24 protein-coding genes and 1 tRNA gene are annotated in these 24,827 nt (G+C 60.3%); 6 read left to right on the forward strand and 19 right to left on the reverse strand.

The features are described 5' to 3' along the window. Positions 1–90 precede the first annotated feature (90 nt). The 9 genes from dapA to J5289_RS09890 all read right to left on the reverse strand — a co-directional run bounded on the left by dapA (position 91) and on the right by J5289_RS09890 (position 6,857). Positions 91–1,059, reverse strand: a complete 969-nt coding sequence (gene dapA, locus J5289_RS09850; protein ID WP_209183609.1) for a 4-hydroxy-tetrahydrodipicolinate synthase — start codon at positions 1,057–1,059, stop codon at positions 91–93. Positions 1,060–1,367: 308 nt separating this feature from the next. Next, the gene (locus J5289_RS09855; RefSeq protein ID WP_209206572.1) at positions 1,368–2,384 is read right to left on the reverse strand and encodes a ketopantoate reductase family protein; all 1,017 of its coding nucleotides are present in this window, start codon (positions 2,382–2,384) and stop codon (positions 1,368–1,370) included. A 109-nt stretch (positions 2,385–2,493) separates the two neighbouring features. Further along, the gene (locus J5289_RS09860; RefSeq protein ID WP_142823568.1) at positions 2,494–2,664 is read right to left on the reverse strand and encodes a DUF3309 family protein; all 171 of its coding nucleotides are present in this window, start codon (positions 2,662–2,664) and stop codon (positions 2,494–2,496) included. Between the two features lie 178 nt (positions 2,665–2,842). Further along, positions 2,843–3,088 (reverse strand): DUF982 domain-containing protein, encoded by a 246-nt coding sequence (locus tag J5289_RS09865; protein ID WP_209183611.1) that lies wholly within the window; start codon positions 3,086–3,088, stop codon positions 2,843–2,845. A gap of 204 nt (positions 3,089–3,292) precedes the next feature. Beyond that, positions 3,293–4,312 (reverse strand): DUF4105 domain-containing protein, encoded by a 1,020-nt coding sequence (locus tag J5289_RS09870; RefSeq protein WP_247749087.1) that lies wholly within the window; start codon positions 4,310–4,312, stop codon positions 3,293–3,295. Positions 4,313–4,465: 153 nt separating this feature from the next. Next, complete coding sequence (locus J5289_RS09875) at positions 4,466–5,125, reverse strand: alpha/beta family hydrolase (protein WP_209183613.1); 660 nt, start codon at positions 5,123–5,125, stop codon at positions 4,466–4,468. 154 nt (positions 5,126–5,279) lie between these two features. Next, positions 5,280–5,786, reverse strand: coding sequence for a DUF992 domain-containing protein (locus tag J5289_RS09880; RefSeq protein ID WP_111220714.1), 507 nt, complete (start codon positions 5,784–5,786; stop codon positions 5,280–5,282). Between the two features lie 89 nt (positions 5,787–5,875). Beyond that, entirely contained in the window at positions 5,876–6,271 is a 396-nt protein-coding gene (locus tag J5289_RS09885; RefSeq protein ID WP_209183615.1) for a tautomerase family protein, read from the reverse strand. A 136-nt stretch (positions 6,272–6,407) separates the two neighbouring features. Beyond that, complete coding sequence (locus tag J5289_RS09890; protein WP_209183616.1) at positions 6,408–6,857, reverse strand: helix-turn-helix domain-containing protein; 450 nt, start codon at positions 6,855–6,857, stop codon at positions 6,408–6,410. 86 nt (positions 6,858–6,943) lie between these two features. Here J5289_RS09890 and J5289_RS09895 point away from each other — a divergent pair, with 86 nt between their 5' ends. After that, complete coding sequence (locus tag J5289_RS09895; protein ID WP_209183617.1) at positions 6,944–7,756, forward strand: oxidoreductase; 813 nt, start codon at positions 6,944–6,946, stop codon at positions 7,754–7,756. A 171-nt stretch (positions 7,757–7,927) separates the two neighbouring features. On the opposite strand, the gene J5289_RS09900 is transcribed toward J5289_RS09895, so the two are convergent. The 4 genes from J5289_RS09900 to J5289_RS09915 all read right to left on the reverse strand — a co-directional run bounded on the left by J5289_RS09900 (position 7,928) and on the right by J5289_RS09915 (position 14,846). After that, the gene (locus J5289_RS09900) at positions 7,928–11,695 is read right to left on the reverse strand and encodes a vitamin B12-dependent ribonucleotide reductase (protein WP_209183618.1); all 3,768 of its coding nucleotides are present in this window, start codon (positions 11,693–11,695) and stop codon (positions 7,928–7,930) included. Positions 11,696–12,450: 755 nt separating this feature from the next. Next, complete coding sequence (gpt, locus tag J5289_RS09905) at positions 12,451–12,948, reverse strand: xanthine phosphoribosyltransferase (RefSeq protein WP_142822306.1); 498 nt, start codon at positions 12,946–12,948, stop codon at positions 12,451–12,453. Positions 12,949–13,165: 217 nt separating this feature from the next. Next, the gene (locus tag J5289_RS09910; protein ID WP_209183619.1) at positions 13,166–14,005 is read right to left on the reverse strand and encodes a universal stress protein; all 840 of its coding nucleotides are present in this window, start codon (positions 14,003–14,005) and stop codon (positions 13,166–13,168) included. A gap of 70 nt (positions 14,006–14,075) precedes the next feature. Beyond that, positions 14,076–14,846 (reverse strand): competence/damage-inducible protein A, encoded by a 771-nt coding sequence (locus J5289_RS09915; RefSeq protein ID WP_209183620.1) that lies wholly within the window; start codon positions 14,844–14,846, stop codon positions 14,076–14,078. A gap of 292 nt (positions 14,847–15,138) precedes the next feature. Here J5289_RS09915 and wrbA point away from each other — a divergent pair, with 292 nt between their 5' ends. Next, the gene (gene wrbA / locus J5289_RS09920; protein WP_111220820.1) at positions 15,139–15,735 is read left to right on the forward strand and encodes an NAD(P)H:quinone oxidoreductase type IV; all 597 of its coding nucleotides are present in this window, start codon (positions 15,139–15,141) and stop codon (positions 15,733–15,735) included. 81 nt (positions 15,736–15,816) lie between these two features. Here the strand turns inward: wrbA and J5289_RS09925 are convergent. Together J5289_RS09925 and J5289_RS09930 are read right to left on the reverse strand one after the other, a co-directional pair. Further along, a tRNA-Leu gene (locus J5289_RS09925) sits at positions 15,817–15,901 on the reverse strand. 104 nt (positions 15,902–16,005) lie between these two features. After that, positions 16,006–16,374, reverse strand: coding sequence for a VanZ family protein (locus J5289_RS09930; RefSeq protein WP_142822446.1), 369 nt, complete (start codon positions 16,372–16,374; stop codon positions 16,006–16,008). 389 nt (positions 16,375–16,763) lie between these two features. Here J5289_RS09930 and ilvA point away from each other — a divergent pair, with 389 nt between their 5' ends. The 3 genes from ilvA (at position 16,764) to J5289_RS09945 (ending at position 19,940) form a co-directional block, all read left to right on the forward strand. Beyond that, positions 16,764–17,978, forward strand: a complete 1,215-nt coding sequence (ilvA, locus tag J5289_RS09935) for a threonine ammonia-lyase (protein ID WP_374108582.1) — start codon at positions 16,764–16,766, stop codon at positions 17,976–17,978. Positions 17,979–18,019: 41 nt separating this feature from the next. Continuing rightward, positions 18,020–18,352, forward strand: coding sequence for an HlyU family transcriptional regulator (locus J5289_RS09940; protein ID WP_209183622.1), 333 nt, complete (start codon positions 18,020–18,022; stop codon positions 18,350–18,352). Positions 18,353–18,671: 319 nt separating this feature from the next. Continuing rightward, positions 18,672–19,940, forward strand: a complete 1,269-nt coding sequence (locus tag J5289_RS09945) for a diguanylate cyclase (protein ID WP_209183623.1) — start codon at positions 18,672–18,674, stop codon at positions 19,938–19,940. A gap of 64 nt (positions 19,941–20,004) precedes the next feature. Here J5289_RS09945 and J5289_RS09950 read toward each other — a convergent pair whose 3' ends face one another. From J5289_RS09950 to J5289_RS09960, 3 genes are all read right to left on the reverse strand, one after another. Then, positions 20,005–21,990, reverse strand: a complete 1,986-nt coding sequence (locus tag J5289_RS09950) for a bifunctional 2',3'-cyclic-nucleotide 2'-phosphodiesterase/3'-nucleotidase (protein ID WP_209183624.1) — start codon at positions 21,988–21,990, stop codon at positions 20,005–20,007. Positions 21,991–22,102: 112 nt separating this feature from the next. Continuing rightward, positions 22,103–22,453: a PilZ domain-containing protein gene (locus J5289_RS09955; protein ID WP_111220727.1), complete on the reverse strand. Its 351-nt coding sequence runs from the start codon at positions 22,451–22,453 to the stop codon at positions 22,103–22,105. 81 nt (positions 22,454–22,534) lie between these two features. Next, complete coding sequence (locus J5289_RS09960) at positions 22,535–22,996, reverse strand: Lrp/AsnC family transcriptional regulator (protein WP_209183625.1); 462 nt, start codon at positions 22,994–22,996, stop codon at positions 22,535–22,537. Positions 22,997–23,147: 151 nt separating this feature from the next. Between J5289_RS09960 and ald the strand changes: the two genes are divergently transcribed. Then, positions 23,148–24,266, forward strand: a complete 1,119-nt coding sequence (gene ald, locus J5289_RS09965; RefSeq protein WP_209183626.1) for an alanine dehydrogenase — start codon at positions 23,148–23,150, stop codon at positions 24,264–24,266. A 15-nt stretch (positions 24,267–24,281) separates the two neighbouring features. Here the strand turns inward: ald and J5289_RS09970 are convergent, their stop codons facing one another. Continuing rightward, positions 24,282–24,791, reverse strand: a complete 510-nt coding sequence (locus J5289_RS09970) for a DUF1203 domain-containing protein (protein ID WP_209183627.1) — start codon at positions 24,789–24,791, stop codon at positions 24,282–24,284. Positions 24,792–24,827 lie beyond the last annotated feature (36 nt).

Raw genomic sequence — 24,827 nt, forward strand, 5'->3', positions numbered from 1 at the left:
GGTATTCTACCGGCGCTGCGTCACGGTTATGAATGTATGCCGGCAGGCATAGGGTTTCCATTTCGGGCGACAGCTCGGAATATTAAAATCTCATATCCTCATGGACCGGCCCTGGAGGTCGGGGACGACAGTGCAGGGCTTGTGCTCCAGGCCATGGAGCAGGGTCAACGCGTCGCGGATGGCAGTCTCCGTCTCGGGCTCGACCGAGACCAGCGGCAAGCGTACCGCCGTGCTGACAGGCCTGCCGTCCAGCTGCATCGCCTGTTTGACCGTCGCGGGGATACTTTCGGCAGCAAGCGCCCGCCACAGCGGAAGCAAGCGCTGCTGCAGGCTGAGAGAGGCCGCGAGGTTACCGGCGGCGGCTTGGTGCTGGAGAGCCGCGCTCATCTGCGGCGCGACGTTGGCAGCGTCAGAAAAGCAACCGGCACCGCCTGTCATTGCAAACGCGAGGGCTACAGCGTCATTGCTGGTATAGAGACCTACACGTCGCGGCAGCAACTCCGTCCACGCGCCGAGGCGGCCGATGTCTCCGCCACCGTCGCAGATGCCTATGACGCTGCCGATTTCGCCGAGCCTTTCGATCGTAACCGGCGCGAGGTCGATCCCTGCATGGGCTGGCCTGTTATCGATGATCAAAGGCAGATCGATGGCGTCGGCAATGCTTTCGAAATGGGCAAGGATGCCCCGCTGCGTGGGCTTGGAATAATAGGGGACGGTTATCAGCGCGGCAGACGCACCGGCGTTGCGGGCCTGCCGGGTCGCGGCGATCGTCTTGGCGGTACAGTTGCTGCCTGTCGCTGCAATGACCGGCACCTTGGCCGCTGCCGTCTCCACGCAGATCGCAATAACGGTCTGCCGTTCGTGATCCGACAGCACGGGACCTTCTCCGGCGAGGCCACAAACAGCAAGACCGTCGATGCCGCTGGCGATCTGCCAGGACACATGGTCCATCAACGCGTTGCTGTCGATGGCATCATCGCGAAAGGGGGTGATGAGCGATGTGATCGCGCCACCGATGCTCCGCTTGCGGGCGGCGCTGTCGAGGTAAATCGTTCTCATGGGAATGGCTGCTCACAGATAGGAAAACAGGATAGCGATCTCGACGCTGCCGAGCACGATGCCGAAGACAAGCATGATCATTGCCGTGCGGCGCGCCCGCAGGCGACGGCGGTTGGTCTGGCTCATGAGCAGGCAAGCCGATCTGGTTCGGCAGGGTCAGGCCGCTTGGGCCAGGTGGCGTAGGGCATGGTTCACCTCTGCAATCGATGCAGTGATGGTAATGCCGGGCTTCATAGGAAAGCCATACGAGCCCGAGCGGCCGAGAATAAAGACTTCATAAAAATAGAGGTCGTGCGTGGCGACTGAGCTCAGACTAAAGCGCGGCGATTTTCGCGGTCGAGCTGTGTGACCAGAGCGAGGATCGCCTCGGATGTCGGCGTCGGCACGCCTGAAAGGCGACCGCACGATACGACCATGCCGACGAGCGGCGTGATCTCCAGCGGCTTGCCGGCCAGCAGGTCCTGCAGCATGGATGTGCGGACATCGCCGATCCTCTTCGACTGCTCGAGCCGTTGCTCGACCGACATCGTGAAACTCGCGCCGAGCGCTTCGCCCACCGCCTTGACCTCCGTCATCACCTGCGAAACCATGTTGGCGAGCGCCGGGTCGGCCATGATGTCCGACATCCTCGCCCTCGTCAGTGCGCTGATCGGGTTGAAGGCCGCATTGCCCATCAGCTTGCTCCAGATCTCGTTGCGGATCAGGGGCGTCGTGCTGACATTGAGGCCGCCGGATGTCAGGAGGTGGGTAATCGCCTCGAGGTCGGCGGTGTTTTCGCCTGAGGGTTCGCCAAGCACGAAGCGACCGTCGTTGCTCAGATGGATTTCTCCGGGCGCTGTGACTTCGGCGCCCTGGTAGGCAACGCAGCCAATCACCCGGTCGGGGCCAATCGAGCGCCACAGGACACCGCCGATGTCCAGTTCCTCGAACTGAGTCTCCGCATGCTTGCTCTGGGTGTCCCGATGAAAATACCACCAGGGTATCCCGTTCAGAACCATGACAACGCGGGTGGTGGCGTGCAGGAGGGAACTGATGCCAGTTGCTGCCGCGCCGAGTTGATGACCCTTCAGGCCGGTGATGATCAGATCCTGCGGGGGTAATGTGCTGGTATCGTCCGTGGCAGTCACGTGGACTGTCAGCGGTTCCGTTGCTCCCGCCGTCCAGAGCTTGAGCCCGTGCTGCCGGATGGCGTCGAGATGACCGCCGCGCGCTACGACGGATACAGTGACGTCCGCAAGGGCTCCGCTGGCCAGCCGCGTAGCGATGGCGCCTCCGAGCGCGCCGGCGCCAAAAATGCAGATTGTCTTGATCGATGACGAGGGCATTGCAATCTCCGCGATCTCAGATGGACGTTTCGTATTGACAGCGCTCGCCGTGGCACCGATGCGCCAGACCCCGGACCTTTCGGCAAGGAGCCTGGCGCAACAATCAGGTTCAGACTGCGCCGCCGTGCAGGCCGCCAAGCAGCCACAAGACGATCAGGACGAGCAACACCAGGCCCAGCACGCCGCCGAGGCCACGTCCGCCGTAACGACCATGGGCATAATAACCGCCACCGCCACCCAACAACAAAACCAGAATTACGATGATCAGAATCGTTCCCACGGTGATCACTCCCTTGCTTAGCATCCCGACAAATCACAACAAAGCCAATGCTTTGAGAGGTCCGGTATGATCGGCCATATAGAACTGCAAAGCCGTTAGTCCATGGAGCCCTGCGACAATTCGACAATCTTGACATGCCGGCTTGGCCAGAGACGAACGTTGCTGTTGCATGGTTTGTCTACGGCTGGATGGCGATGCCGGCCTCGATAGCGGCCTCGATAAATGCCTTGCGGGCGTCCTCGTCGGTGCGTTTGCCTTGCCGCACCTCGGCGCATATCAGTAGCGCCCGGTCGAGCGCTGGACCGTCCTCCTGTGGCCAATCCTCGATCATTGCCCAGGATGCTGCCTGTGTTGTGGCGATAGTCACAAAGGTTTCCGGACCTTCGAGCGCCAGGGTAACCGGCTGTTTCCAGGGGGTGTCCATATTGCCGACCTTTTTTCATGATAGTTGCCGAAGGATCTTTCATAGGCGGTTTTGGGAGCCTATGCGAGCGCCTGATGGCAAATCTGAAGAATACAGCAGGTGCCGATGGTTAGTCGACTTTGCGGATTCAGACTGAGAGGCAGGTGATAGAGGACTTGAACGCGCTAATGAGGTCAGCGGTGTGCCACCAGGACCAATCCGGTCTCACGGGGTCTGGTCGGGTGACAACGGCGCAGGCACGCCCTCCCGGATGTGCGCGGAGAACCCGGGCGACAGTCCGTCGGCCTTGGCCTTTTCGTCAATATGAGACAATCGTTTCAGCTCTTCGAGCGGCAAACGCGTATCGAGCGCCTTCTGGTCGTAGGCATAATCCGGGACATAACCGTTGACGACAAGACGCCAGTCGAAGGGCAGGGCGTCGCCCACAGCCCGCACCATCTGGATGACTGCCGTGGTGCAGTTGGTCGTCAGCGAGTTGTAGAATTTCGGCTTTTCGGCAAGCGCGTTGGCGTCGGCCACATAGGCCAGCAGCAGTGCCCGTGCTCCGGCCGGGGAGATATTCATCCGATAGAGCTGCACATCCTCGCCGCGCACGTTCGAGCGCACGCCGACCACGTCGCGCTCGTCGGCGGCGATGATCACCAGCGGATTGCTCTTGAACAGGTCGGCGACGGGGGAGAAAGCTCCACCCTTTCGGCGCCTGACCTCGATCGACCAAGCCAGCTGCCGCCCATCGGCAAACCCGAAGCTGACAATCATGTGGGCCATCACCGGCCCCGACCAGTAGGACATGAACAGGTCGACCGTCCTGACCGTACCGAGATCGTAGCTTCTGCTCTCCCAGTGCGGGGTGAAATCCGTGTCGCTCCGCCAGTCGAACGCCCGCACGTCGCTGAGTGTTAGCTGGTTACCCTCGATCCTGCCCGTCACCTGACGCGCCACATCAGGCGCCCAGTCTACTGTGGACGGGGGCGTGATCGTTGTCCACCAGGCAATAACAAGCACGGAGGCTACCGCGAATGCCGAAAGACATGAGGCTCGTCTGCGGCCGAACAGGCCAACGACCGTAGCAAGCCCGCCCAAGGCAAAGATACCGGCACAGACGGCGCGCCATACCTCTGGCAAGGGCAGGCGATACCAGAGGGCCAGCGACGCCCATGCTGCGACGGCGACGACGAGCAGGATAAGCCCGAACAAAAGCAGGGCGCGGCCGATAGTCTTCAACGGTTTATTCCTCGCTACCGACGGGGTTTTCGCTGAGGAAAGTGGCGCCGATGTGGAGTTCGGCAACAGGGTGCGCAGGAAGATATCGCCGCCGGCCATATTAATCCGGCCACTTGGTTCCGACCGGGCGAATTCGATGGGCGCCGGAGGTCGCTATTGCAAGCTTGCTGCGGATTGCGCCCATTGCATCGCGGCATTGGCCATCGTCGCCATATGTTCTGCAGCGGAAGGGCCGGAAATCGTCTTGCGCGGCTTCAGGTCATGATCGCCGTCATCGAGCCAGAGTAACGCGATGCTGTCCGACAGGTCATAGTGCAAAACCTCGTCGCGGCTACCCAGAAGATCGCGCGTCCCCTGGCAGATCAGCGTCGGCGTACGCAACTGCCGCAGATGAGCCGTCCGCAGGTTTTCCGGCTTGCCCGGCGGGTGGAAGGGGTAGCCCAGGCAAAGGAGGCCGATGATTGCCTTGTCGTCATGGAGTTCGTCGGCGATCATGCTGGCGACCCGTCCACCCATCGATTTTCCGCCGATGATCAGCCGACCGTGAGCCCCGAGTGCCGTCACCGCCGCGCGATATTCCTCCATCAGCATCTCCGCCTTAGGCGGCGGCCTGCGCACGCCTGAAATGCGTCGTGCTGCCATGTAGGCGAACTCGAAGCGGGCGACCCGGAAGCCAGCTGTCGCCAACGCATCCGATGCCGCCGACATCGAGCCCGAATCCATCGGTCCGCTGGCACCGTGGGCGAGAAGTATGGTGTAGGGAGCGTCGGCAGCGCCGGATAACAGGAATTCCGGGATGAAAACTGACGTCATGAGGCACCTCGGCTGGTTACAGGGACGATATGCCTTACGGTAGACAGAAGTTTTATGTCCACCACCACGAAAAAAGGCCCTCGCTCGAACGAGCGAAGGCCTTCTTGAACCAACGGTTCGAAGCCGTGCCTCGGCTCCGGCCAGCGCGTTGATATTACTTGGCGAGACGCAGGTTGAGCTGTGCAACGCCGGCTGCAACGTTCAGGCCGGTGCTAGTTTCGCCGCTGAGTGGCTGCAGGCCGAAGTTCTTGGAAGAACCGCCGACCAAAGCGTTTGCGCCAAGACCGATGCCGACCGAGGCGCCGGCGGAAGCGCCGACATAGTTGCCTGCCAGCGCGCCTTCACCGGTGCGGGTCGGGTTGACGTTGTAGACGAGCCAGCTCAGGTAGGCCTTGCCGGTGACACCGATATCGATGCCGAGCTTGCCGATCGAGCCGACATAATGTTCGGCCTTGCCGTTGCGCTGCTTGAATTCGCAGCTGACAGCCTTGCTCGATCCGAGAATCATGCCGACGCCACCGGCGACCGTGCAGGAAAGCGTGCCAAGCCGCTCCTTCGGCTGGGTGGCGACAACGCCGGTGCCCTTGTGCCTTGGCGCAGCGTCCGCAACGGAGGCGAATGCAACGGCGGCAGTGGCGGCGATGATGACAAGATTTTTCATGGGTAGGTCCTCAGTGATTGATGCCCCAAGAACGCAGCAGATCGAAGAAGGTTCAATCGTTTGCGTGGCGAGATGCTGGCGTTGCCGATCTAGCCGGTCAGTTCGCCCGTCACGAACTGCGCCCGCCCCATGCCGAACGACCAGTCTTCGTCGCTGTTTTCGATGATTGAGATCATGACATCAGATGAGGCGATGCCACAGCTATCGTGAAGCGCCTTTGCCATAAGTTCGTAGAAATTGAGTTTTTCCTCCCGGCTTCGAGGACGCGTGACCACCTCGATCAGGATAAACTTCTCCGACCTTTGAATATCGAGCCCCGTATCGAGTGCCTTCAGATGCGATGGTTCGTATTCGTTCAACAATTGATAGCGATCCCGCTCCGGCACGTTGAACGCCGTTACCACCGTATGGTGGATCGTATCGAGAAGTTGGCTCGTCTCTGCGGGGGAACGGCCTCTGACGACGTTGATTTTAATGAGTGGCATCGTTTCAATCCATTTTCTGTAGCGGGTTGGCTGCCGCTATAGATGCGCTCGAGGTCAGAGACTTCCAGACCGCCTCTCATCCGATTTTGCCCCACTCGATATTTTGGATACGCGTCCAGCGAGAACGCGCCGGCCCTCATGAACCCGGAGCGCCCAGCCGCAGGGGGCGTGTTCCGAGCCTTGCGCCGGTGACGGCATCGATGGCGATTGGCTCGATTTCATGGCCTGACTCGACGTCGATGTAGCGTGCGAGTTCTCCGTCGCAATGTCGGTGTGCCCATGCGCCGATCATCATCAGGACGGGCAGGAAGTCGCGACCGGCTTCGGTGAGGACGTATTCCTCCCGGGGTGGGCGCTCGGAGTAGAGCCGTTTCTCAAGCAGCCCGTCTTCGGTCAGCGCCTTCAGGCGCTTGGTCAACATGGTCGGAACGATGCCGAGGCTTTTACGAAACTGGTCGAAACGCGTCAAACCGGCGTGGGCGTCCCGCAGGACGAGAATACTCCAGGCATCTCCGATTGCCTCAAGGCTTCGAGCGACCGGGCATTGCAGCGGTGTAGGACTTTGCAGCGGTGTAGGACTTTTCATTTCGTATCTTTTCGATAGTGACAGAGTATCAAAAAGATAGTAACATGCTTCCAGACCTTTATCCACTCCCTTGGAAAGCTGATGAGATGACAAACAGAAATAACAGCGTCGCGCTGGTGACAGGCGCTTCCTCAGGCATCGGTCTGGTGACGGCACAGGCGTTGGCAAAGGCCGGCTACCGGGTCTTCGGAACCAGCCGCAAGCCTGTCGCGAGCACTGCGGTCATCACCATGCTTGTCTGCGACGTCACGGATGAGGCGTCCGTGCAGGCCGCCATCGCTGCCGTTCTGGATCAGGCAGGCCGTATCGATCTGGTCGTCAACAATGCGGGCGTCGGTCTTCTCGGTGGCGCAGAAGAATCGTCCATTGCGCAGGCCCAGCGGCTGTTCGATGTGAATGTCTTCGGCGTCGCCCGTGTCGTCAACGCCGTGTTGCCAGTGATGCGCCAGCAGAAGAGCGGCCGGATCATCAACATGAGCTCGATCCTCGGCCTCATTCCATCGCCCTTCAATGCCTTTTACGCCTCGACCAAGCACGCGATCGAAGGCTATTCGGAATCGCTCGACCATGAAGTGCGCACATTTGGTATCCGCGTCGTCCTCGTCCAGCCCGGCGTGACGCGCACCTCGTTCGAGGAAAACCTGACGCGCGCCGACCGTCCGCTTTCAGCCTATGCCTCCGAGCGCGATCGAAGCGAAAAGCTCATGCGCAGATGGGTGGAAACCGGCGATGCACCTGAGGTGGTTGCAGACGTCGTCGTCAAGGCAGCCATGGCAGAAAGGCCGAAGCTGCGCTACTCCGCCGGCAAGCAGTCCACCCAGGCCCGCTCGCTCCGCCGTTTCATGCCCGAGCGCCTGGTCGACCGCATCCTGCGCAAAGTCAACGGACTGCCTGCTTGAGGGCAGGTCGGTACGGAATGGGGCGCATCGGCAGTGACGCCGACATGTATCAATAAGGCATCCTGCCAAAGGACGTTTTAGACCTCCAATTGAAAATGGGCGGCTGTTGCCAGCGCGCCCATTTTTATTGTCAGCTCGGTTTATTGCCGAGTGGGAAGACTACTCCTCCGATCAAGAGCAACCGCTGGTCGCGCCGCAGGTGTCGCACTTTTCGCAGGTGCCGTTGCGGACCATCGTGAAGTTCTGGCATTCGCCGCACATGCTGCCGGTGTAGCCCTGCATGATCGAGCGGGTGCGGCGTTCGGCTTCCAGCTTCTTGGCATCGGCCTTCGCGGTTGCCGCTGCATCGGCTGCTTCGTCCGAGAACAATGCAGTGTTTTCTTCCGCCATTTCTTCAGCCAGCTCCTTGGCGCGTTCGTCGTATTCGCGCTTGAAGGAGACGACTTCCGATGTCGAGATCGCGGCGATCGTTTCGAGCTTGCGCACCGCGCTGCCTGAGAATGCCGTGATCGTGGCGCCGCCGGACGATGCCTTGGCAGGGGCCGCGGTGGCAGCCCCCTTCGGCTCGTTGGTCTTGCCGACCAGCGTCGGCTTGTAACCACGCGTCAAACCCTTCGAGACGACATCGGCCTTGCCTTCCGAAACACCGCGACCGAGCGAGGTGTTGTTGAAGTCCGAAGTGTCGACATGGGCAAGGTCATGACGGCCGAGGTAGGAGACGGCAAGTTCGCGGAACACATAGTCGAGGATCGACGTGGCGTTCTTGATGGCGTCGTTGCCCTGGACGATGCCGGCCGGCTCGAACTTGGTGAAGGTGAAGGCGTCGACATACTCTTCCAGAGGTACGCCGTACTGCAGGCCGAGCGACACCGAGATGGCGAAGTTGTTGATCAGCGCGCGCAGTGCCGAGCCTTCCTTGTTCATGTCGAGGAAGATTTCGCCAAGGCGGCCGTCGTCGTATTCACCGGTGCGCAGGAACAGCGTATGACCGCCGATCTTGGCCTTCTGTGTGTAGCCCTTGCGGCGGCCGGGCAGCTTTTCCTGCTCGCGGCTGACGCGCTCGATCACCCGTTCGATGATCTTCTCCGTGATGGTGACGGCTTGGGCCGCCGCCGGCTGCTGCAGCAGTTCCTCCAGCGCATCTTCGTTGTCGTCGTCGTCGATCAGCGATGCATTCAGCGGCTGCGAAAGCTTGGAGCCGTCGCGATAGAGCGCGTTGGCCTTCAGGCCGAGCTTCCAGGACAGCATGTAGGCGTTCTTGCAATCCTCGACGGTCGCGTCGTTGGCCATGTTGATGGTCTTCGAGATGGCGCCCGAGATGAAGGGTTGTGCGGCCGCCATCATCCGGATGTGGCTGTCGACCGACAGGTAGCGCTTGCCGATCTTGCCGCAGGCATTGGCGCAATCGAACACGGCCAGGTGCTGGTCCTTGAGGAAGGGTGCGCCTTCCAGCGTCATCGCCCCGCAGATGTGGATGTTGGCAGCCTCGATCTCCTTCTTGGAGTAGCCGAGGTGGTCGAGCAGGTTGAAGCCCATGTCGGCCATCTGCGCGTCTGTGACGCCCAGCGTGTCGCGCATGAAGTCGGCACCCAGCGTCCACTGGTTGAACACGAACTTGATGTCGAACGCAGATTTCAGCGCGCCGTTGACGGCTTCGATCTTGTCGTCGGTAAAGCCCTTGGCGCGCAAGCTACCGGGGTTGACGGCCGGTGCCTGATTCAGGTTGCCATGGCCGACGGCATAGGCTTCCATCTCGGCCAGCTGGCTCTCGGAATAGCCGAGCGCCCGCAGCGCTTCCGGTACGGCACGGTTGATGATCTTGAAGTAGCCGCCACCGGCGAGCTTCTTGAATTTCACCAGCGCGAAGTCCGGCTCGATGCCGGTCGTATCGCAATCCATGACGAGGCCGATGGTGCCTGTCGGCGCGATGACGGTGGCCTGGGCGTTGCGGTAACCGTGCTGTTCGCCGAGCGCCAGTGCCTTGTCCCAGGCAGCCTTGGCATGGACGACCAGATCCTGATCAGGGTTTTCGGAGTGGATGAGGGCGACCGGGTTGATCGACAGCCCCTCATAGCCCGTTGTCTCGCCATAGGCAGCGCGGCGATGGTTGCGGATGACGCGCAGCATCGATTCGCGGTTCGGCTTGAACATCGGGAACGGCCCGAGCTCGGAAGCCATTTCCGCCGAGGTGGCATAGGAGACGCCGGTCATGATAGCCGTCAGCGAGCCGGCAATGGCACGCGCGTCGTCGCTGTCATAGGGAATGCCCGACGACATCAGCAGGCCGCCGATGTTGGCGTAGCCGAGACCGATAGTGCGGTACTGATAGGAGCGCTCGGCGATCTGGCGGGACGGGAACTGCGCCATCATTACCGAGATTTCGAGAACCACGGTCCACAGGCGGACAGCATGTTCGTAATCGGCGATGTTGATGCGCTTGGTGGTGGCATCCTTGAACTGCAGCAGGTTCAGCGAGGCGAGGTTGCAGGCGGTGTCGTCGAGGAACATGTATTCCGAGCACGGATTGGAGGCGCGGATCGGGCCTTCAGCCGGCGAGGTGTGCCAGTCGTTCATCGTCGTGTTGAAATGCAGGCCCGGATCGGCAGACGCCCAGGCGGCGTAGGAAATCGTTTCCCACAGGTCGCGGGCCTTCAGCGTCTTCATCACGCGGCCGTCCTTGCGGGCAGTCAGGTTCCAGTCGCCATCCTGTTCGACAGCGCGCAGGAAGTCGTCCTTGATGGAGACCGAGTTGTTGGAATTCTGGCCGGACACCGTGAGGTAGGCTTCCGAATCCCAGTCGGTGTCGTAGGTCTTGAACTTGAGGTCGGTATAGCCCTGGCGGGCAAACTGGATGACGCGCTGGACATAGTTTTCCGGCACCTGGTCCTGCTTGGCAGCACGGATCTGGCGCTTCAGCGCGACGTTCTTCATCGGGTCGAACGGGTCGTCCTTGCCGCCTTCGAGGCAGGCCTTCATGATCGCTGTCAGGTGACGGGCAACGACCTTGGAGCCGGTGACGAGGGCCGCAACCTTCTGCTCCTCCTTGACCTTCCAGTTGATGTATTCCTCGATATCCGGATGGTCGATGTCGACCACCACCATCTTGGCAGCCCGGCGCGTCGTGCCGCCAGACTTGATGGCGCCGGCAGCCCGGTCACCGATCTTGAGGAACGACATCAGGCCCGACGAACGTCCGCCGCCCGACAGCTTTTCGCCTTCGCCGCGCAGATAGGAGAAGTTGGAGCCGGTGCCGGAGCCGTACTTGAAGAGACGGGCTTCGCGAACCCAGAGGTCCATGATGCCGCCTTCGTTGACGAGATCGTCCTCGACCGACTGGATGAAGCAGGCATGCGGCTGCGGATGCTCATAGGCCGACTTCGACTTGGTGAGCTTGGCGGTGAAGGGGTCGACGTAATAGTGACCCTGGCCGGGGCCGTCGATGCCATAGGCCCAGTGCATGCCGGTGTTGAACCACTGTGGCGAATTCGGTGCGACGCGCTGAGTGGCGAGCATGTAGGCGAGCTCGTCGCGGAAGGCGAGCGCATCGTCTTCCGACGAGAAATAGCCGCCCTTCCAGCCCCAGTAGGTCCAGGTGCCGGCAAGGCGATCGAAGACCTGGCGGGCATCGATTTCGGAACCGGTCTGTTCGTCCTTCGGCAGACCCTTCAGAGCAGCCTCATCGGGAACAGAGCGCCAGAGAAAGGAAGGAACATCGTTTTCCTCGACCTTCTTCAGGCGCGTGGGCACGCCCGCCTTGCGGAAATACTTCTGTGCCAGGATATCGGCAGCGACCTGGCTGAACTGGGCAGGCACATCGATGTTCTCGAGGCGGAAGACGATCGACCCGTCCGGATTCTTGATCTCGCTGATTGCCTTGCGGAATTCGACCTCCGCGTAAGCACTCTGACCGGGCTTGGTGAAACGTCTTTCGATGCGCATCTGGGTCTACCTCTTTTGGGGTGCGCCCAACCTTGAAAGGGGGCGCGAATATGGTCTTCCGGCATCGCGTTTCATCGCGCCGCCAGTGTTCATCCCGTATCGTACAGAAGTCGTCATCCGGAGATGCGCTTCTGTATCTTGTGGAGATTGTGGCTGCAAACACTAAATATAGTATTAAACAGACAATTTATCCAGTCCCGTGTGTTGCCCGGCAGCGCTTTTCGCAATCATCGGAACTGCCCTCGAGAAGACGCCTGTCATGGGCGTCCAGCGCGATTTGAAACTCGATTTTTGAAAAGGAACCGGCCTCGTTACAATATCCGGTCCGTCACCGCCTTAACGTGGTCTCATTAAGTTTGAAACGTGCCGGATCGTCAAGGGCTGGTTTTTAATGTTCGGCTAACCACAATATCTTGTGGGTGAGCCTGTGGAAACTGGGGGAAACGAGAAAGCCCCGTAAAGTCAGACGCTTGCGCGGCGACCTTGCTATCCGGCTATCGATAACGGCTTGCGCCGCCTGCCATATGGGCCGAAAAAACGACAAGATTTCCATCGTTGCAGAAAGGTCACTCGGTAACGTGCCAAGGGCCGGTAACGGCAGCGATTCGCGTGCCAAAATGCCAACAATTGCCGAGGCTTGGAGGCATAGGGATAATCGGTCGTGTGAAGAGTGGGCGGCGGCAGGGCCACTCTGGGCATGCAGCCACCGGGCAGTCATTCCGGTGGCTTGATTCGTGGGAGACGGCCTTGCCAGATCAGCCGCGCGTGCCCTTGGCGATCGGCTCCTGGTAGCTGAACCCCATGTCCCAGGGAAAATAGATCCAGGTGTCCTGGCTGACCTCGGTGATGAAGGTGTCGATCACCGGAACGCCCTTGGGCTTGGCATAGACGCAGGCGAAATGCGCGTTCGGCAGCATGGCGCGGACCTCGGCGGCCGTCTTGCCGGTATCGGTCAGGTCGTCGACGACAAGCACGCCTTCGCCGCCTTTTTCCAGCAGCGCTGGCGTGATGCCCTTCAGCACGGCCATTTCACCCTGGGTGACGTAATCGTGGTACGAGGCGATGCAGACCGTCTCGATCAACCGGATGTTGAGTTCGCGTGAAATGATGGCCGCCGGCACGAGGCCGCCGCGCGTAATGCAGACGATAGCGTGGAACTCACGGTCGAGACCGGCAAGCCGCCAGGCGAGCGCCCTTGCATCGCGGTGAAACTGGTCCCAGGAAACGGGAAAGGCTTTATCGGGGAGGGACATGGATCTTGGCTCCGGCAGGCACGGGGATGACGACGCGCCGGGGATCACCGACGACCGCAGGCAGAGTTTCCGTCACCGCCGGGCTAGGCCCGGTCCCGAAACGCAATTCGCGCAGCGAAAGCGACTGCGCGAAAAAGGTCCCGGAGAGGATTTCTGCTTTTGGTCGTCGTTATTAGCGGGATTTGCCGCCAAAACGCAAGAGCAGGCGGTATCGGCCTCAGCGCGACAGCAGGGTCAGCGCCGTCATCGATTTCAGCATGGTCTTGGTCGTCCCGCCGAACAGCATCTCCCACAGCCGCGATTGGGTGTATGCGCCCATCACCAGCAGGTCGATGCTATCTTCCGCCAGCCGCTTCTCGATGATCTGCGAAGCAGACTTGTCGCCGCTTTCGGTGGTCGTCAGCGTCGCCTTTACGCCCCGCCGCACAAGCGCTGCCGAAATATCGGCGCCGGTTGCCGGCGCCTTGCTGCGGTTGTCGGCCGGATCGATGGAGAGGATCTCGACAGAGTCCGCAGCTTCCAGGAAGGGCATCGCATCGAAGGTGGCGCGGGCTGCTTCCTTCGAGCCGTTCCACGCGATCAGCACGCGCCTGATCGGGTTCGGAGCCTTGAGGATATAGGGTACCATCAGCACCGGGCGGCCGCTTTCGAACAGGAAGCTTTCCACATCTACATGTCCGTCGGAAGGATGGGCCGGGTCCGGCTGGACCGCGATGATCAGGTCGGCGCTGCGGGCCGTTTCGATGATGGGCTGTGAATCATAGCCTGCCGAACTGGCAAAGCTGCGCCATTCGAACGACCCGCCGCTGGCCGTTGCCTTGGCATGAAACAGCTGCTCGATAGTCACTGCCTCGGTACGGGCCATGTCCTGCAGCGCCTGTACTGCAATCGGGTCCGGGATCTCCATCGGCGCCACCATCGGTACCGGCGAAACGATCTCGGCGTGGAGGCCAATGACATGGCTGTTGTTGCCAGCCGCCAGCGAGAACGCAATATCGGAAGCGATGCCGGCATTTTGCGGCACGTCCAGAATAGTGACGATGGTTCTAAAGGCCATGGGATCTCCTTGGGTCATGAATGGACGTTGCCGTCATGTGGCGGTTTCCGCCGCATGACGAAATTGCGCCCTAAGCCTCTGCCGAATGGTTTTCCTCGACCTTTGCCTTGCGGATGGTCTCGATCATCTGTCTTACTTCTTCGGCAGCAGCCTGCATCGCCGCCTCGGTGCGCGCCCGCACAACGATCTCCGTCGAAAAACTCTGCCCGAGATAGCGGGGGTATGAGCCTATGCTGGTTTCCGGATGAGCCTTCTGGATAGCGCCGAGCGGTGTGCCGATATCGCCTTCTCCGAACGGGCAGGCAACTGCCGTCGACAGCATCGGCGTGCCCGTGCGCAGGGTCGGAATGACATTGTCCAGCATGGCCTGGAACACCTGCGGCACGCCGGCCATCACATGCACGTTGCCAATGGTAAAGCCGGGTGCGGTCGAGACCGGGTTGGCGATATGAGTTGCGCCGACGGGCATGCGCGCCATGCGCTGGCGGGCCTCGGTGAAAGGCATGTCACGGCGCTCGTACATGTCAGCCATCAACTTCATGGCTTCGGCATCATGCTCGCAGGGAACGCCAAAAGCCTTGGATATAGCATCGGCGGTGATGTCGTCGTGGGTCGGGCCGATGCCGCCGGAGGTGAAAACGTAGTCGTAGGTGCCGCGCAGCGCATTCAATGCCGCAACGATCGCGTCTTCCTCGTCGGAGACGATGCGAACCTCCTTGAGGTCGATGCCCGAGAGCAGCAGGATGTCGGCGAGGTGGCCGATATTCTTGTCTTTTGTCCGGCCGGACAAAAGCTCGTCGCCGATGGCGAGCATCGCGGCGGTGATGATCTGGTCTGTCATAGCAGTCTTTGCCTTCTCTCAACGGTTCCGGCGAAACTTACAGCAAAACGCGCCGTCGGGAAGACCCGGATTCGATCGCAAAAAATGAACGCCAAGGAAAATCGTTCAATATAAATGAACAGTCCGTATCTGGGACCCTATCTGGAACGGAGCCCGCCGTTGGGCTAACTGTCGATCATCAGCACAGGGATGCTGCGAGGCACGATATATGCTGTTGGAATTCATCAAACGCATTCTCTCCGGTTCGCCGTCTGCGGCGCCGTCAACACTCCCAGCAAAGGAAGAGAAGAAAATGGCCAAGGTCCTGGTTCTATATCATTCCACATATGGTCACATCGAAGCGATGGCTTACGCAGTCGCCGAAGGCGCAAAGTCGGCCGGTGCCGAAGTTGTCGTCAAGCGCGTGCCGGAGCTGGTGTCCGACGAAGTCGCCAAGGCATCGCACTACAAGATGGACCAGGCAGCGCCGATCGCCACCGCCGATGAACTTGCCGAATACGACGCAATCATCGTTGGCGCCGGCACCCGCTTCGGCACCGTCGCTTCGCAGATGCGCAACTTCTGGGATCAGACCGGCGGCCTGTGGTTTGGCGGCAAGCTGGTCGGCAAGGTCGGCTCGGCCTTCACGTCGTCCGCCAGCCAGCACGGCGGACAGGAGTCCACCATTCTCGGCTTCCTGCCGACCTTCCTGCATCACGGCATGGCTGTCGTCGGTCTTCCCTACAGCTTCGCCGGCCAGCTCGGCACCGAAGAAGTCAAGGGCGGCTCGCCTTACGGCGCAACGACGATCACCAACGGCGACGGCTCGCGCATGCCTTCTGAAATCGAACTCGAAGGTGCAAGGTTCCAGGGCGCCCACGTGGCAAAGATTGCCGCCAAGCTCGCCTGATTTTCGCTCGTGAATAACTGGAAAGCGCGGCCGTGAGGTCGCGCTTTTTGCATGAAATACAGATGCGTTAAGAAGATCAGATGGTGCGGACGACGGGGGTCGAACCCGTACAGCCAAGGCCGAGGGATTTTAAGTCCCTTGCGTCTACCAGTTTCGCCACGTCCGCCTGCCTTTCAAATCAACGAGTTTGACGATTCCGTCAACCCGGCGATCTCAGATATCGCTACGCAGGAGGAGCTACTGGCTCGTCTTCTGCTCCCGGACGGCTCATCAGCCGGCGACCAGAAGGTCCGGCGTCCATCGCGCCCGGATGCGGTTGAAGGCGTAGCCCATCGCCACGCCGGCAATCGCTCCACCACCCTTGACGATGGCGTCGTGCAACCGAGCATGGCGGGTTGGCGAAAACTCCTGCAGGAACTCGAAGCCGAGTGCGCCTGCGACCAGAAGAACTCCGATCGATTTCCAGTGGCGTGGGTAGGCCAGCACGAAAACAAGACCGGCAAGCGCATAGGCGCCGGCTCGGTCGATATTGACCGTCGTCAGCGTATGCGGCCTGAGGTCAATCGGCGAAACAGTGGAGAAGAGAATAAAGGCGAGCACGAACCATGCCGCGCCCTTCAGGAGGATTCGTGTCATCATACCGTCATAATAGGCAGGCTCACGGCGGAATAAAGGCTTGGCATCCACACGCCAAAAGGGGCGGTCTAAAAAAGACGAAGCCCGCCAACCCGGATACACCAGGCGCGTAGCGGGCCTCTAACCATCATCATGATGGCTTGCCGTATAGAGTGCACCGCGCGAGTAGATGTCAATCCAAAGAAATGAGGGGTTGAGCCTTGTCGTCTGCGACGATTCTTTCGCAAGAGACACTATGAAGCGGTTCATTACCGAAAAATCGGAGTTTGCCTAGCCTCAGACAAACAAGAGACTTTATCTCGACAGCCGGCCTGTGTCATAGCCAGACGCTTGAAACAACGAAGGACGTTCAGATTTTGAACACACGGGATGTCGACAGCGCACAGGAAGCCATGCGGGAGATTTTCCCCGCGACGCCGCTGCAATTCAACGAGCATCTCTCCGCCCGCTACGGTGCCGATATCTGGCTGAAGCGCGAAGACCTGACGCCGGTGCGATCCTACAAGATCCGCGGCGCGTTCAACTTCTTCCGCAAGCAGATGGCAGCCGGCGGTACCGGGAAAGTCTTCGTCTGCGCATCGGCCGGTAACCACGCGCAAGGGTTTGCCTTCGTGTGCCGCCATTTCGGCGTGCCCGGCGTGGTTTTCATGCCGGTGACAACGCCGCAGCAGAAGATCGAGAAGACCCGCATATTCGGCGGCGAATTCATCACCATCAAACTCTTCGGCGACTTCTTCGACCAGTGCTACCAGGCTGCCCGCGATTACGTCTCGGCCAATGACGGCTTCATGGTGCCGCCATTCGACCATGCTGATATCATCGAAGGTCAGGCGACGGTGGCGGCCGAAATCGCGGCGCAATTGCCGGAGGACGTGCTGCCGGATCTGGTCGTCATGCCGGTCGGCGGCGGCGGACTGGCTGCCGGTATTACCGGCTATTTCAGCGATGTCCTGCCACCGTCGGCGTTCCGCTTTGTAGAGCCGGCGGGCGCTCCCAGCCTGCGTCGCTCGATAGAGGCTGGAAGCCTGCTGACATTGCCGAAGGTCGATAATTTCGTCGACGGGGCGGCGGTTGCCCGCATTGGCGATCTGAATTTTGAAGCATTGCGAGCTTTCCCCGCCGATCAGGTGATGCTGATGCCGGAGAATGCCATCTGCGTGACGATCATCGATATGCTGAATGTCGAAGGCGTCGTGCTCGAACCGGCGGGCGCGCTGGCAATCACCGCACTCGAGGCGATGGATCGCGACGCCATCCGTGGCAAGACCATCGTTGCCGTCGTGTCCGGTGGCAACTTCGATTTCGAGCGGCTGCCCGACGTCAAGGAGCGCGCCATGCGCCATGCGGGCCTAAAGAAGTACTTCATTCTGCGGCTGGCCCAGCGGCCGGGCGCGCTGCGCGATTTTCTCAATCTCCTCGGCCCTGACGACGACATCGCCCGCTTCGAATACCTGAAGAAGAGCGCCCGTAATTTCGGCTCTATCCTGATCGGTATAGAGGTGAAGAATGCGGACAGTTTCGGGGTGCTGCGGCAGAATTTCGAGAATGCCGGACTTGGCTACGAAGACATCACCGACAATGAGATCCTTGCAAACCTGATCATATGACTATCTGCGCTTTCAGGCTGCGGTCAACCAAGAGGCAAACAATGGCGTCCTTCTTCTCATCCATCCTGTCGATGTTCACCGGTGCCGGCGGGCCCAAGGCCGACGCCACAAAGGCGGGGGCGCCAGCCGCCACGCAGACTTATCAGGACTGCCAGATTTTCGCAGTGCCCCAGCGGGAAGGTAGCCAGTTTCGTCTGGCCGGTCGCATCGAAAAGCAGGTGAACGGCGAAATCCTGGTGCGCAACTTCATCCGCGCGGACGTCTTCAGTTCGGTCGATGACGCGGTCGAGACCACCTTCCGCAAGGCACAGCAGATCATCGATCAGCATGGCCCATCATTGTTTGCCGATGGCGACCCAAACCGGCAAGTCTGAGTCGCTAGGCTATTTCACCAGTGGCGGATGTGAAGCTTGCTCGTACGCGATCTGCTAAAACAATATTTTACGTTATTGACAAGAAGGCGCGGGACCCGGCGCGAATCGGCTCCCTCAGCAGCATTTCTGCGAGTTTTGCACTTAAGCACCGCGTGTCGCTACTCTCTCTTCTTGCTTAGCACCGCGCAGCGTTAACATCGTTGCGTCAAAATACCGGATTCGACTGTAATAGACTTGGCGGAACCTCAGTCGTCCTATATTTCAAACTTAAACGGTCGTTGTGCAAAAGCACGTTTAAGAGGCGAAAGCGGACAATGCGATGAGGGAGCTTAACCTGGCTTTGTTCGTGCTCGAGGCCGTCGCCTATTTTACGATCATGGTGACGCTCCTGCATTTGCGGCACCGCATCGGGCTCGGCGTCTTCTTGACGGCGCTCGGCGTCATGCACTTCATGGAAACCTACCTGGCAGCCGTCTTCTATGTCGAACTGCCTTTCGGCGTTGTCTCTCCCGGCTCCTCGGTGTTTTTCGCCGGCAAGCTGATGATGATCCTGATGCTCTATATGCAGGAGGATGCGGCGATCGTTCGCCAGCCGATCTACGGGCTCTTCCTCGGCAATTTGCTCACGGTGACGATAGCCTGGGCGGTGCAATTTCAGATTCCCGCCGTACTATCGCCGGGCCGCGGCACGGATTTCGCTTTTCTTCGGGAGATGGGCTGGCTGATGATCTGGGGCACGGCGCTGCTCTACATCGACGCCATCGGCATCATCCTGCTCTATGAGAAGCTGGGCCGTTTCATACAGCGCTGGGTCGTGCTGCGCTTCATGATCGCGGGCTTCGTGCTGCTGACGTTCGACCAGATCGGCTTCTTTGCGGCCCTGCATTATTTTGCCGGCGTGCCGATGACTGCCTTCTGGAGCGGCTGGATCGGCAAGCTTCTCGCGGTCCTGATCTATTCGGGGCTTTTCGCGCTTTATCAGCGCGGCATACGACGACATCTGGCGACCACCGCGCATCGCTCGGTACTCGACGTGTTCCACGACCTGACGTTTCGCGAGCGCTACGACGATCTCGTCTCTCGCAGCGGCCGCGATCTGCTGACGGGTACGTTCGATCGCAACCGCATGGAGGTCGAAGGGCCGCAGATACTGCGCGATAGCCAGAAACGTAACGAAACCATGACGCTGCTGCTGATCGACGCCGACGAATTCAAGGCGGTCAACGACCAGTTCGGCCATCTCGAGGGCGATGGCGTTCTGAAGGCGGTCGCCGCCGCAATCTCGAACGCATTGCGCCCGACCGACCGGCTGTTCCGGTTCGGCGGCGAGGAATTCGTGGTGCTCTGCACGCGGACCAACCACGCCGAAGCACTGCTTCTGGCCGAGCATCTGCGATGGCAGGTGGCGGAAACCATCCGCAACCCAGGGGGCAAGCCCATCACCATCAGCATCGGCGTTGCAACGTCCGGGGACGATGCCGCAAGCTTCAACGGTCTGCTGGCAATCGCCGACGACCGGCTTTACATGGCCAAGAACGACGGCCGCAATCGGGTCGTCGGCCGCGCCGGCTGGAAGCCGCTGGGCTGACGCCGGCGTTGCGCTGGGTGTTCCGACGGGCACCATCGGTACCCGTCGCATAAGCTGGCCGCGATCAGAGAATCAAACGGAACGTATGGAAACCGTCGGCGCCGTCGCCGACATCCTCGACGTGGACGCTTTTGAGGTCGGCGATATAGGTCTTCGCCTTCGGCGCGCTGTCGAACACGACGGTGGTGCCCGGCATCGGCTTGAAGGTCCAGTTGCCATCGGCGCTCGGGTTGATGGTACCCTGATCGTGGATATAGCGGACGATGACGTCGCGATTTGTATCAGGAGCCTGATAGACCACCTTGTCCGTGGCAATATCCGGAAACTTGCCGCCGCCGCCAGCCCTGTAGTTGTTTGTGACCACCAGGAATTTCATCGCAGGATCAATCGGTTTTCCGTCGAACTGCAGGTTTTGGATGCGATTGGAATCGGCATTCACCAGCTTGCCGTCGTCATCGAACCGACGCTTCTGCGAAAGGTCGATCTGATAGGTGACGCCGTCTATGACGTCGAAATTGAACGACGGGAAGGACTGGTTCAGCAGCGGTGCATCTTTTGCGCCGGGTGTGATCTGGTTGAACATCGATGCCGACATCTCCAGCCAGTTCTTGACCTGCGCTCCGTTGATGACCACGGCCTGCACTGTGTTCGGATAGAGGTAGAGGTCGGCGACGTTCTTGATGGCGATCGGACCTGCGGCAACGTCGGTGTAGTAGTCCGGGCCGTTGCGGCCACCGCATTTGAACGGCGCCGCGGCAGAGAGAACAGGCAGATCCTTGTACTGCGTCTCCTTCAGCATGTCCTTGATGTACCAGCTTTGCGCCTTGGAGACGATCTGGACCGAGGGGTCGTCGGCCACCAGCGCGAAATAGGAATAGAGCGGTGCTGCCGTCTTGCCGACCGGCGTGCGGACATAGGCGAGGGTTGCCTCGTGCTCGGCTTTCGCTGCCTCGACCACTTCCTTCTTGTCGCCGACATCGGCGATAACCTTCTTCTTTTCGTCGCGGTGATAGATCGGCCGGGCTTCGCATGTGAAGTCGACGATCTTCCAGTCCTTGCCGTCCTTTTCCAGCAACAGGTCGATAAGGCCGAGGTGGGAACCCCAGAAGCCCCCCATGACTGCAGGCTTGCCTTGCAGCGTGCCCTTGACGGGGTCGGCGCCCTTGATCCCATCCCACGTTTTCGGGCCGGGGAAGACCAGATGCTGGTGGCCCGTGAAGACCGCATCGATGCCTTCGACTGCCGCGACATAGAGCGATGCATTTTCCATCCGGTCGGTTGGTGCAGCGCCATCGATGCCGGAATGCGACAGGGCGATGATGATATCGGCGCCCTGTTCCTTCATGACGGGTACCCATGCCCTCGCGGCCTCGACGATATCGCGGGTCTGCGCCTTGCCCTCGAGGTTCTTGATATCCCAGAGCATGATCTGTGGCGGCACGAAACCGATGAAGCCGATCTTGATCGGCGTCTCCTTGCCGGCGCCATCCTTGATGGTCTTGTCGAGGATCAGGTAGGGCTTGAAGAACAGGTCGTCCTTCTTCGGGTCGCTGGCCAGTTGCCCCCTGGTGAGGTTGGCGCAGACGAAGGGGAAGTTGGCGCCGCCCAGAACCTTGAACATGAAGTCGAGGCCGTAGTTGAATTCGTGGTTGCCGAGCGTGCCGACATCGTAATTGAGCGTGTTCATCGCCTTGATGACGGGGTGGACGTCGCCGTCCTTCATGCCGTGCTGATAGGCCATGTAGTCGCCCATCGGATTGCCCTGCAGAACGTCGCCATTATCCACGAGAATTGAATTGGTCGCTTCGGCGCGTATGGAATCGATGATCGTTGCCGTCCGCGTCAGCCCCATCGTCTCGTTCGGCTTGTCGGCGTAGTAGTCATAGGGGAAGACGTTGACGTGAATATCCGTGGTTTCCATCAGCCGCAGATGGGCCTGATTGCCGGCTGCGCGCGCCGAAAAGGGGTGCAGCATCACAAGTGCTGCAGACGCACCGAGACCGCCCAGCAACGAGCGGCGGGACATGGAAAAATCGAAACTCGCAGGCATGGCTTTCTCCTCAGCATTCATCGACGTCCCCCGACGCCGGGCGAGACTAGGATGATTTATCGAGGAGTGCACCCGTTAAGTGACAGGTAGATGGCACCAGTCCGGCAAGCGGTCAGCGTTTCAGAACCGGGGTGATATCCTTGTGGAAAAATCGGAAATAGGAGCTGACCTGCGCCGCCGCATTGGAACTGCGGTTGAATTCGACGCCAATGCGGCCATTGCGCATCCAGCGGACCGTCCCCTCGATGGTGCCGATTTCTTCGCAGTCGATGCGGACCTTGCTGCCGGCCGCTCCGAGGAAGGCGCCGCTCAGATCGAGAGCCAGGCCCGTGGGCGAAAGATCGACGATGCGTCCTTCGGTTTCACGATTGAGATATCTGACGCTGCCGACCAGGCGCGCATGGCGCCGAACCTGGCTGCGCACCTTCATACCGAGCATATTGGGTTCGTTCTGCATTGTCATCCTGCCTCCAGTTAAGGATTAGCCGACAGACGTTGATAATGAGTCTATGCCAAGCTTAAGTTTCGAAGCGTGGTAATCCGGTTAAAGACCGACATTCGGCCTGTCGATTACCTCTCGCAGTGCGAAGCTCGAATTGATCTTGACCACGTGCGGCAAGGCGGAAATCCAGTCGCGGTGGATGCGCTCGTAGTCCTCCAGATCGCGTGCTGCGACCCGCAGGATATAGTCGTACTCGCCCGACATCAGATAGCAAACAAGCACGTTGGGACAGAGTTTCACCGCCGTTTCGAACTCGGTCAGTGTTTTGGCGAACTGGCCGGACAACGAGATATGGACAACGGCGATCATCCGGTAGTCCAGCGCCTTGTGCGACAGGCGCGTGTGGTAGCCGCCGATGGTGCCGTTCTTTTCGAGAATATCGACGCGGCGCGAACAGGCTGATGGCGAAAGACCAGCCTTGACGGCAAGCTCGGCATTGGTGATCCGAGCATTCTGCTGCAGAGCTCTCAAAATGGCACGATCGATGGCATCGAGCTCGGACATTCGAATTTCCTTCGATATTTGACCATAAAACGCAATTATCGTCGAAAAGCGGCAGTTATGCAAACCGTCTTTGCAAGGACATTGCGTCGCCGAAATGGTTCACTCAAGCATCACGATCCGCAAAAGCGGACGGCTATTAAGAGGAACGAACATGCGCATCGGCTGCCCGAAGGAAATCAAGAACCACGAATACCGCGTAGGCCTGACGCCTGCCGCCGTGCGCGATTACGTCGCCCACGGCCACCAGGTCTGGATCGAGACCAAGGCGGGGGCCGGCATCGGTGCCGACGACCACGCCTATGCAGCGGCCGGTGCCAAGATTGTCGGCTCGGCCAAGGAAATTTTCGAGGGCTGCGACATGATCGTCAAGGTCAAGGAGCCGCAGCCGCAGGAATGGGCGCAGCTGCGCGAAGGCCAGATCCTCTATACCTATCTCCATCTTGCTCCGGATCCGGAGCAGACAAAGGGCCTGCTGGCTTCCGGCGTCACCGCCATTGCCTATGAGACTGTGACCGACGACCGTGGCGGCCTGCCATTGCTTGCACCGATGTCGGAAGTCGCCGGACGCCTGTCGATCCAGGCTGGAGCGACGGCATTGCAGAAGGCCAATGGCGGTCTCGGCGTCCTCCTCGGCGGCGTCCCGGGCGTGCTGCCGGGCAAGGTCACCGTTATCGGCGGCGGTGTCGTCGGGCTGCACGCTGCCCGCATGGCCGTCGGCCTAGGTGCAGACGTCACCATCCTCGATCGCTCCCTGCCGCGCCTGCGCCAGCTCGATGACCTCTTTGCCGGTCGCGTCCATACCCGCTATTCCAGCATCCAGGCGCTGGAGGACGAAGTCTTCTCCGCCGACCTGGTCATCGGTGCCGTGCTTATCCCTGGTGCTGCTGCGCCAAAACTCGTGACCCGGGACATGCTGACCGGCATGAAGAAGGGTGCCGTCATCGTCGATGTCGCCATCGACCAGGGCGGTTGCTTCGAGACCTCCCATGCAACGACGCATTCCGATCCGACCTACGTCGTCGAAGGCGTCGTGCATTATTGCGTCGCCAACATGCCCGGCGCCGTGCCCGTGACATCCGCCCATGCGCTGAACAACGCCACGCTTCACCATGGCCTAGCGCTTGCCGATCGTGGCCTCCGCGCCATCGCCGAAGATCGCCATCTGCGCAACGGTCTCAACGTCCACAAGGGCCGCATCGTCAATGCAGCGGTGGCCGAAGCACTCGGCTATGAAGCCGTTGCGCCGGACAGCATCCTGAACGTCGCCTGACCGCAGGGCTAACTGTCAGATGAAGGCGCCGGGCTCCCCGTGGACCGGCGCCTTTTGCTTGTCTATGCGGCACTGGTAGCAGTTGTTGCGCGCCGATCGGACGTGGACATAAGCTATTTCCGGCCGCTCCAGCAGTGTTTCGGCATAGGCGGGAATGTCGCCGGTGGCCGTGACGGCGCCGGTGCCGTAGACGATGCGATTGCTGTCGTTGTATCCCCGCACGATGAAGTCGCGGGTGCCGGACAGAACGGGCGGCAGGACCTCCTCTGCCGCATAGCGCTGGCAAGGTACCTTGTGCAGAAAGACCGGGCCGGTTTCGGCGTACGGCTGCAGCGCCGGAAAGGGCCGATAGGCAAAGACCAGCAATTCATCCCCGGCGTTGATATTGCGAAGGCAATGCCGGCAGGGATTGCCTGGGCCATCGGAGACCGTGGTTTCCGGCAGCCTCCCGTAGGCATCGGTGGCTCCGTTCCAGAGAGCTTCGGCATCGGTGTGGGGCATGGCGGCGAAACGAATGTTGGACATGACAGATCTCCCTTTGAGGTCGTCATGACGGCTCCC

This window comes from Rhizobium sp. B230/85, assembly GCF_019355735.1.
Classification (GTDB): domain Bacteria; phylum Pseudomonadota; class Alphaproteobacteria; order Rhizobiales; family Rhizobiaceae; genus Rhizobium; species Rhizobium rhododendri.

Excerpts from the sequence above, each read along its gene's own strand:
- dapA (WP_209183609.1), bottom strand. The coding sequence starts at position 1,059 with ATGAGAACGATTTACCTCGACAGCGCCGCCCGCAAGCGGAGCATCGGT.
- J5289_RS09855 (WP_209206572.1), bottom strand. The coding sequence starts at position 2,384 with ATGCCCTCGTCATCGATCAAGACAATCTGCATTTTTGGCGCCGGCGCG.
- J5289_RS09865 (WP_209183611.1), bottom strand. The coding sequence starts at position 3,088 with ATGGACACCCCCTGGAAACAGCCGGTTACCCTGGCGCTCGAAGGTCCG.
- J5289_RS09875 (WP_209183613.1), bottom strand. The coding sequence starts at position 5,125 with ATGACGTCAGTTTTCATCCCGGAATTCCTGTTATCCGGCGCTGCCGAC.
- J5289_RS09880 (WP_111220714.1), bottom strand. The coding sequence starts at position 5,786 with ATGAAAAATCTTGTCATCATCGCCGCCACTGCCGCCGTTGCATTCGCC.
- J5289_RS09885 (WP_209183615.1), bottom strand. The coding sequence starts at position 6,271 with ATGCCACTCATTAAAATCAACGTCGTCAGAGGCCGTTCCCCCGCAGAG.
- J5289_RS09890 (WP_209183616.1), bottom strand. The coding sequence starts at position 6,857 with ATGAAAAGTCCTACACCGCTGCAAAGTCCTACACCGCTGCAATGCCCG.
- J5289_RS09895 (WP_209183617.1), top strand. The coding sequence starts at position 6,944 with ATGACAAACAGAAATAACAGCGTCGCGCTGGTGACAGGCGCTTCCTCA.
- J5289_RS09900 (WP_209183618.1), bottom strand. The coding sequence starts at position 11,695 with ATGCGCATCGAAAGACGTTTCACCAAGCCCGGTCAGAGTGCTTACGCG.
- gpt (WP_142822306.1), bottom strand. The coding sequence starts at position 12,948 with ATGTCCCTCCCCGATAAAGCCTTTCCCGTTTCCTGGGACCAGTTTCAC.
- J5289_RS09910 (WP_209183619.1), bottom strand. The coding sequence starts at position 14,005 with ATGGCCTTTAGAACCATCGTCACTATTCTGGACGTGCCGCAAAATGCC.
- J5289_RS09915 (WP_209183620.1), bottom strand. The coding sequence starts at position 14,846 with ATGACAGACCAGATCATCACCGCCGCGATGCTCGCCATCGGCGACGAG.
- wrbA (WP_111220820.1), top strand. The coding sequence starts at position 15,139 with ATGGCCAAGGTCCTGGTTCTATATCATTCCACATATGGTCACATCGAA.
- J5289_RS09930 (WP_142822446.1), bottom strand. The coding sequence starts at position 16,374 with ATGATGACACGAATCCTCCTGAAGGGCGCGGCATGGTTCGTGCTCGCC.
- ilvA (WP_374108582.1), top strand. The coding sequence starts at position 16,764 with ATGCGGGAGATTTTCCCCGCGACGCCGCTGCAATTCAACGAGCATCTC.
- J5289_RS09940 (WP_209183622.1), top strand. The coding sequence starts at position 18,020 with ATGGCGTCCTTCTTCTCATCCATCCTGTCGATGTTCACCGGTGCCGGC.
- J5289_RS09945 (WP_209183623.1), top strand. The coding sequence starts at position 18,672 with ATGAGGGAGCTTAACCTGGCTTTGTTCGTGCTCGAGGCCGTCGCCTAT.
- J5289_RS09950 (WP_209183624.1), bottom strand. The coding sequence starts at position 21,990 with ATGCCTGCGAGTTTCGATTTTTCCATGTCCCGCCGCTCGTTGCTGGGC.
- J5289_RS09955 (WP_111220727.1), bottom strand. The coding sequence starts at position 22,453 with ATGACAATGCAGAACGAACCCAATATGCTCGGTATGAAGGTGCGCAGC.
- J5289_RS09960 (WP_209183625.1), bottom strand. The coding sequence starts at position 22,996 with ATGTCCGAGCTCGATGCCATCGATCGTGCCATTTTGAGAGCTCTGCAG.
- ald (WP_209183626.1), top strand. The coding sequence starts at position 23,148 with ATGCGCATCGGCTGCCCGAAGGAAATCAAGAACCACGAATACCGCGTA.
- J5289_RS09970 (WP_209183627.1), bottom strand. The coding sequence starts at position 24,791 with ATGTCCAACATTCGTTTCGCCGCCATGCCCCACACCGATGCCGAAGCT.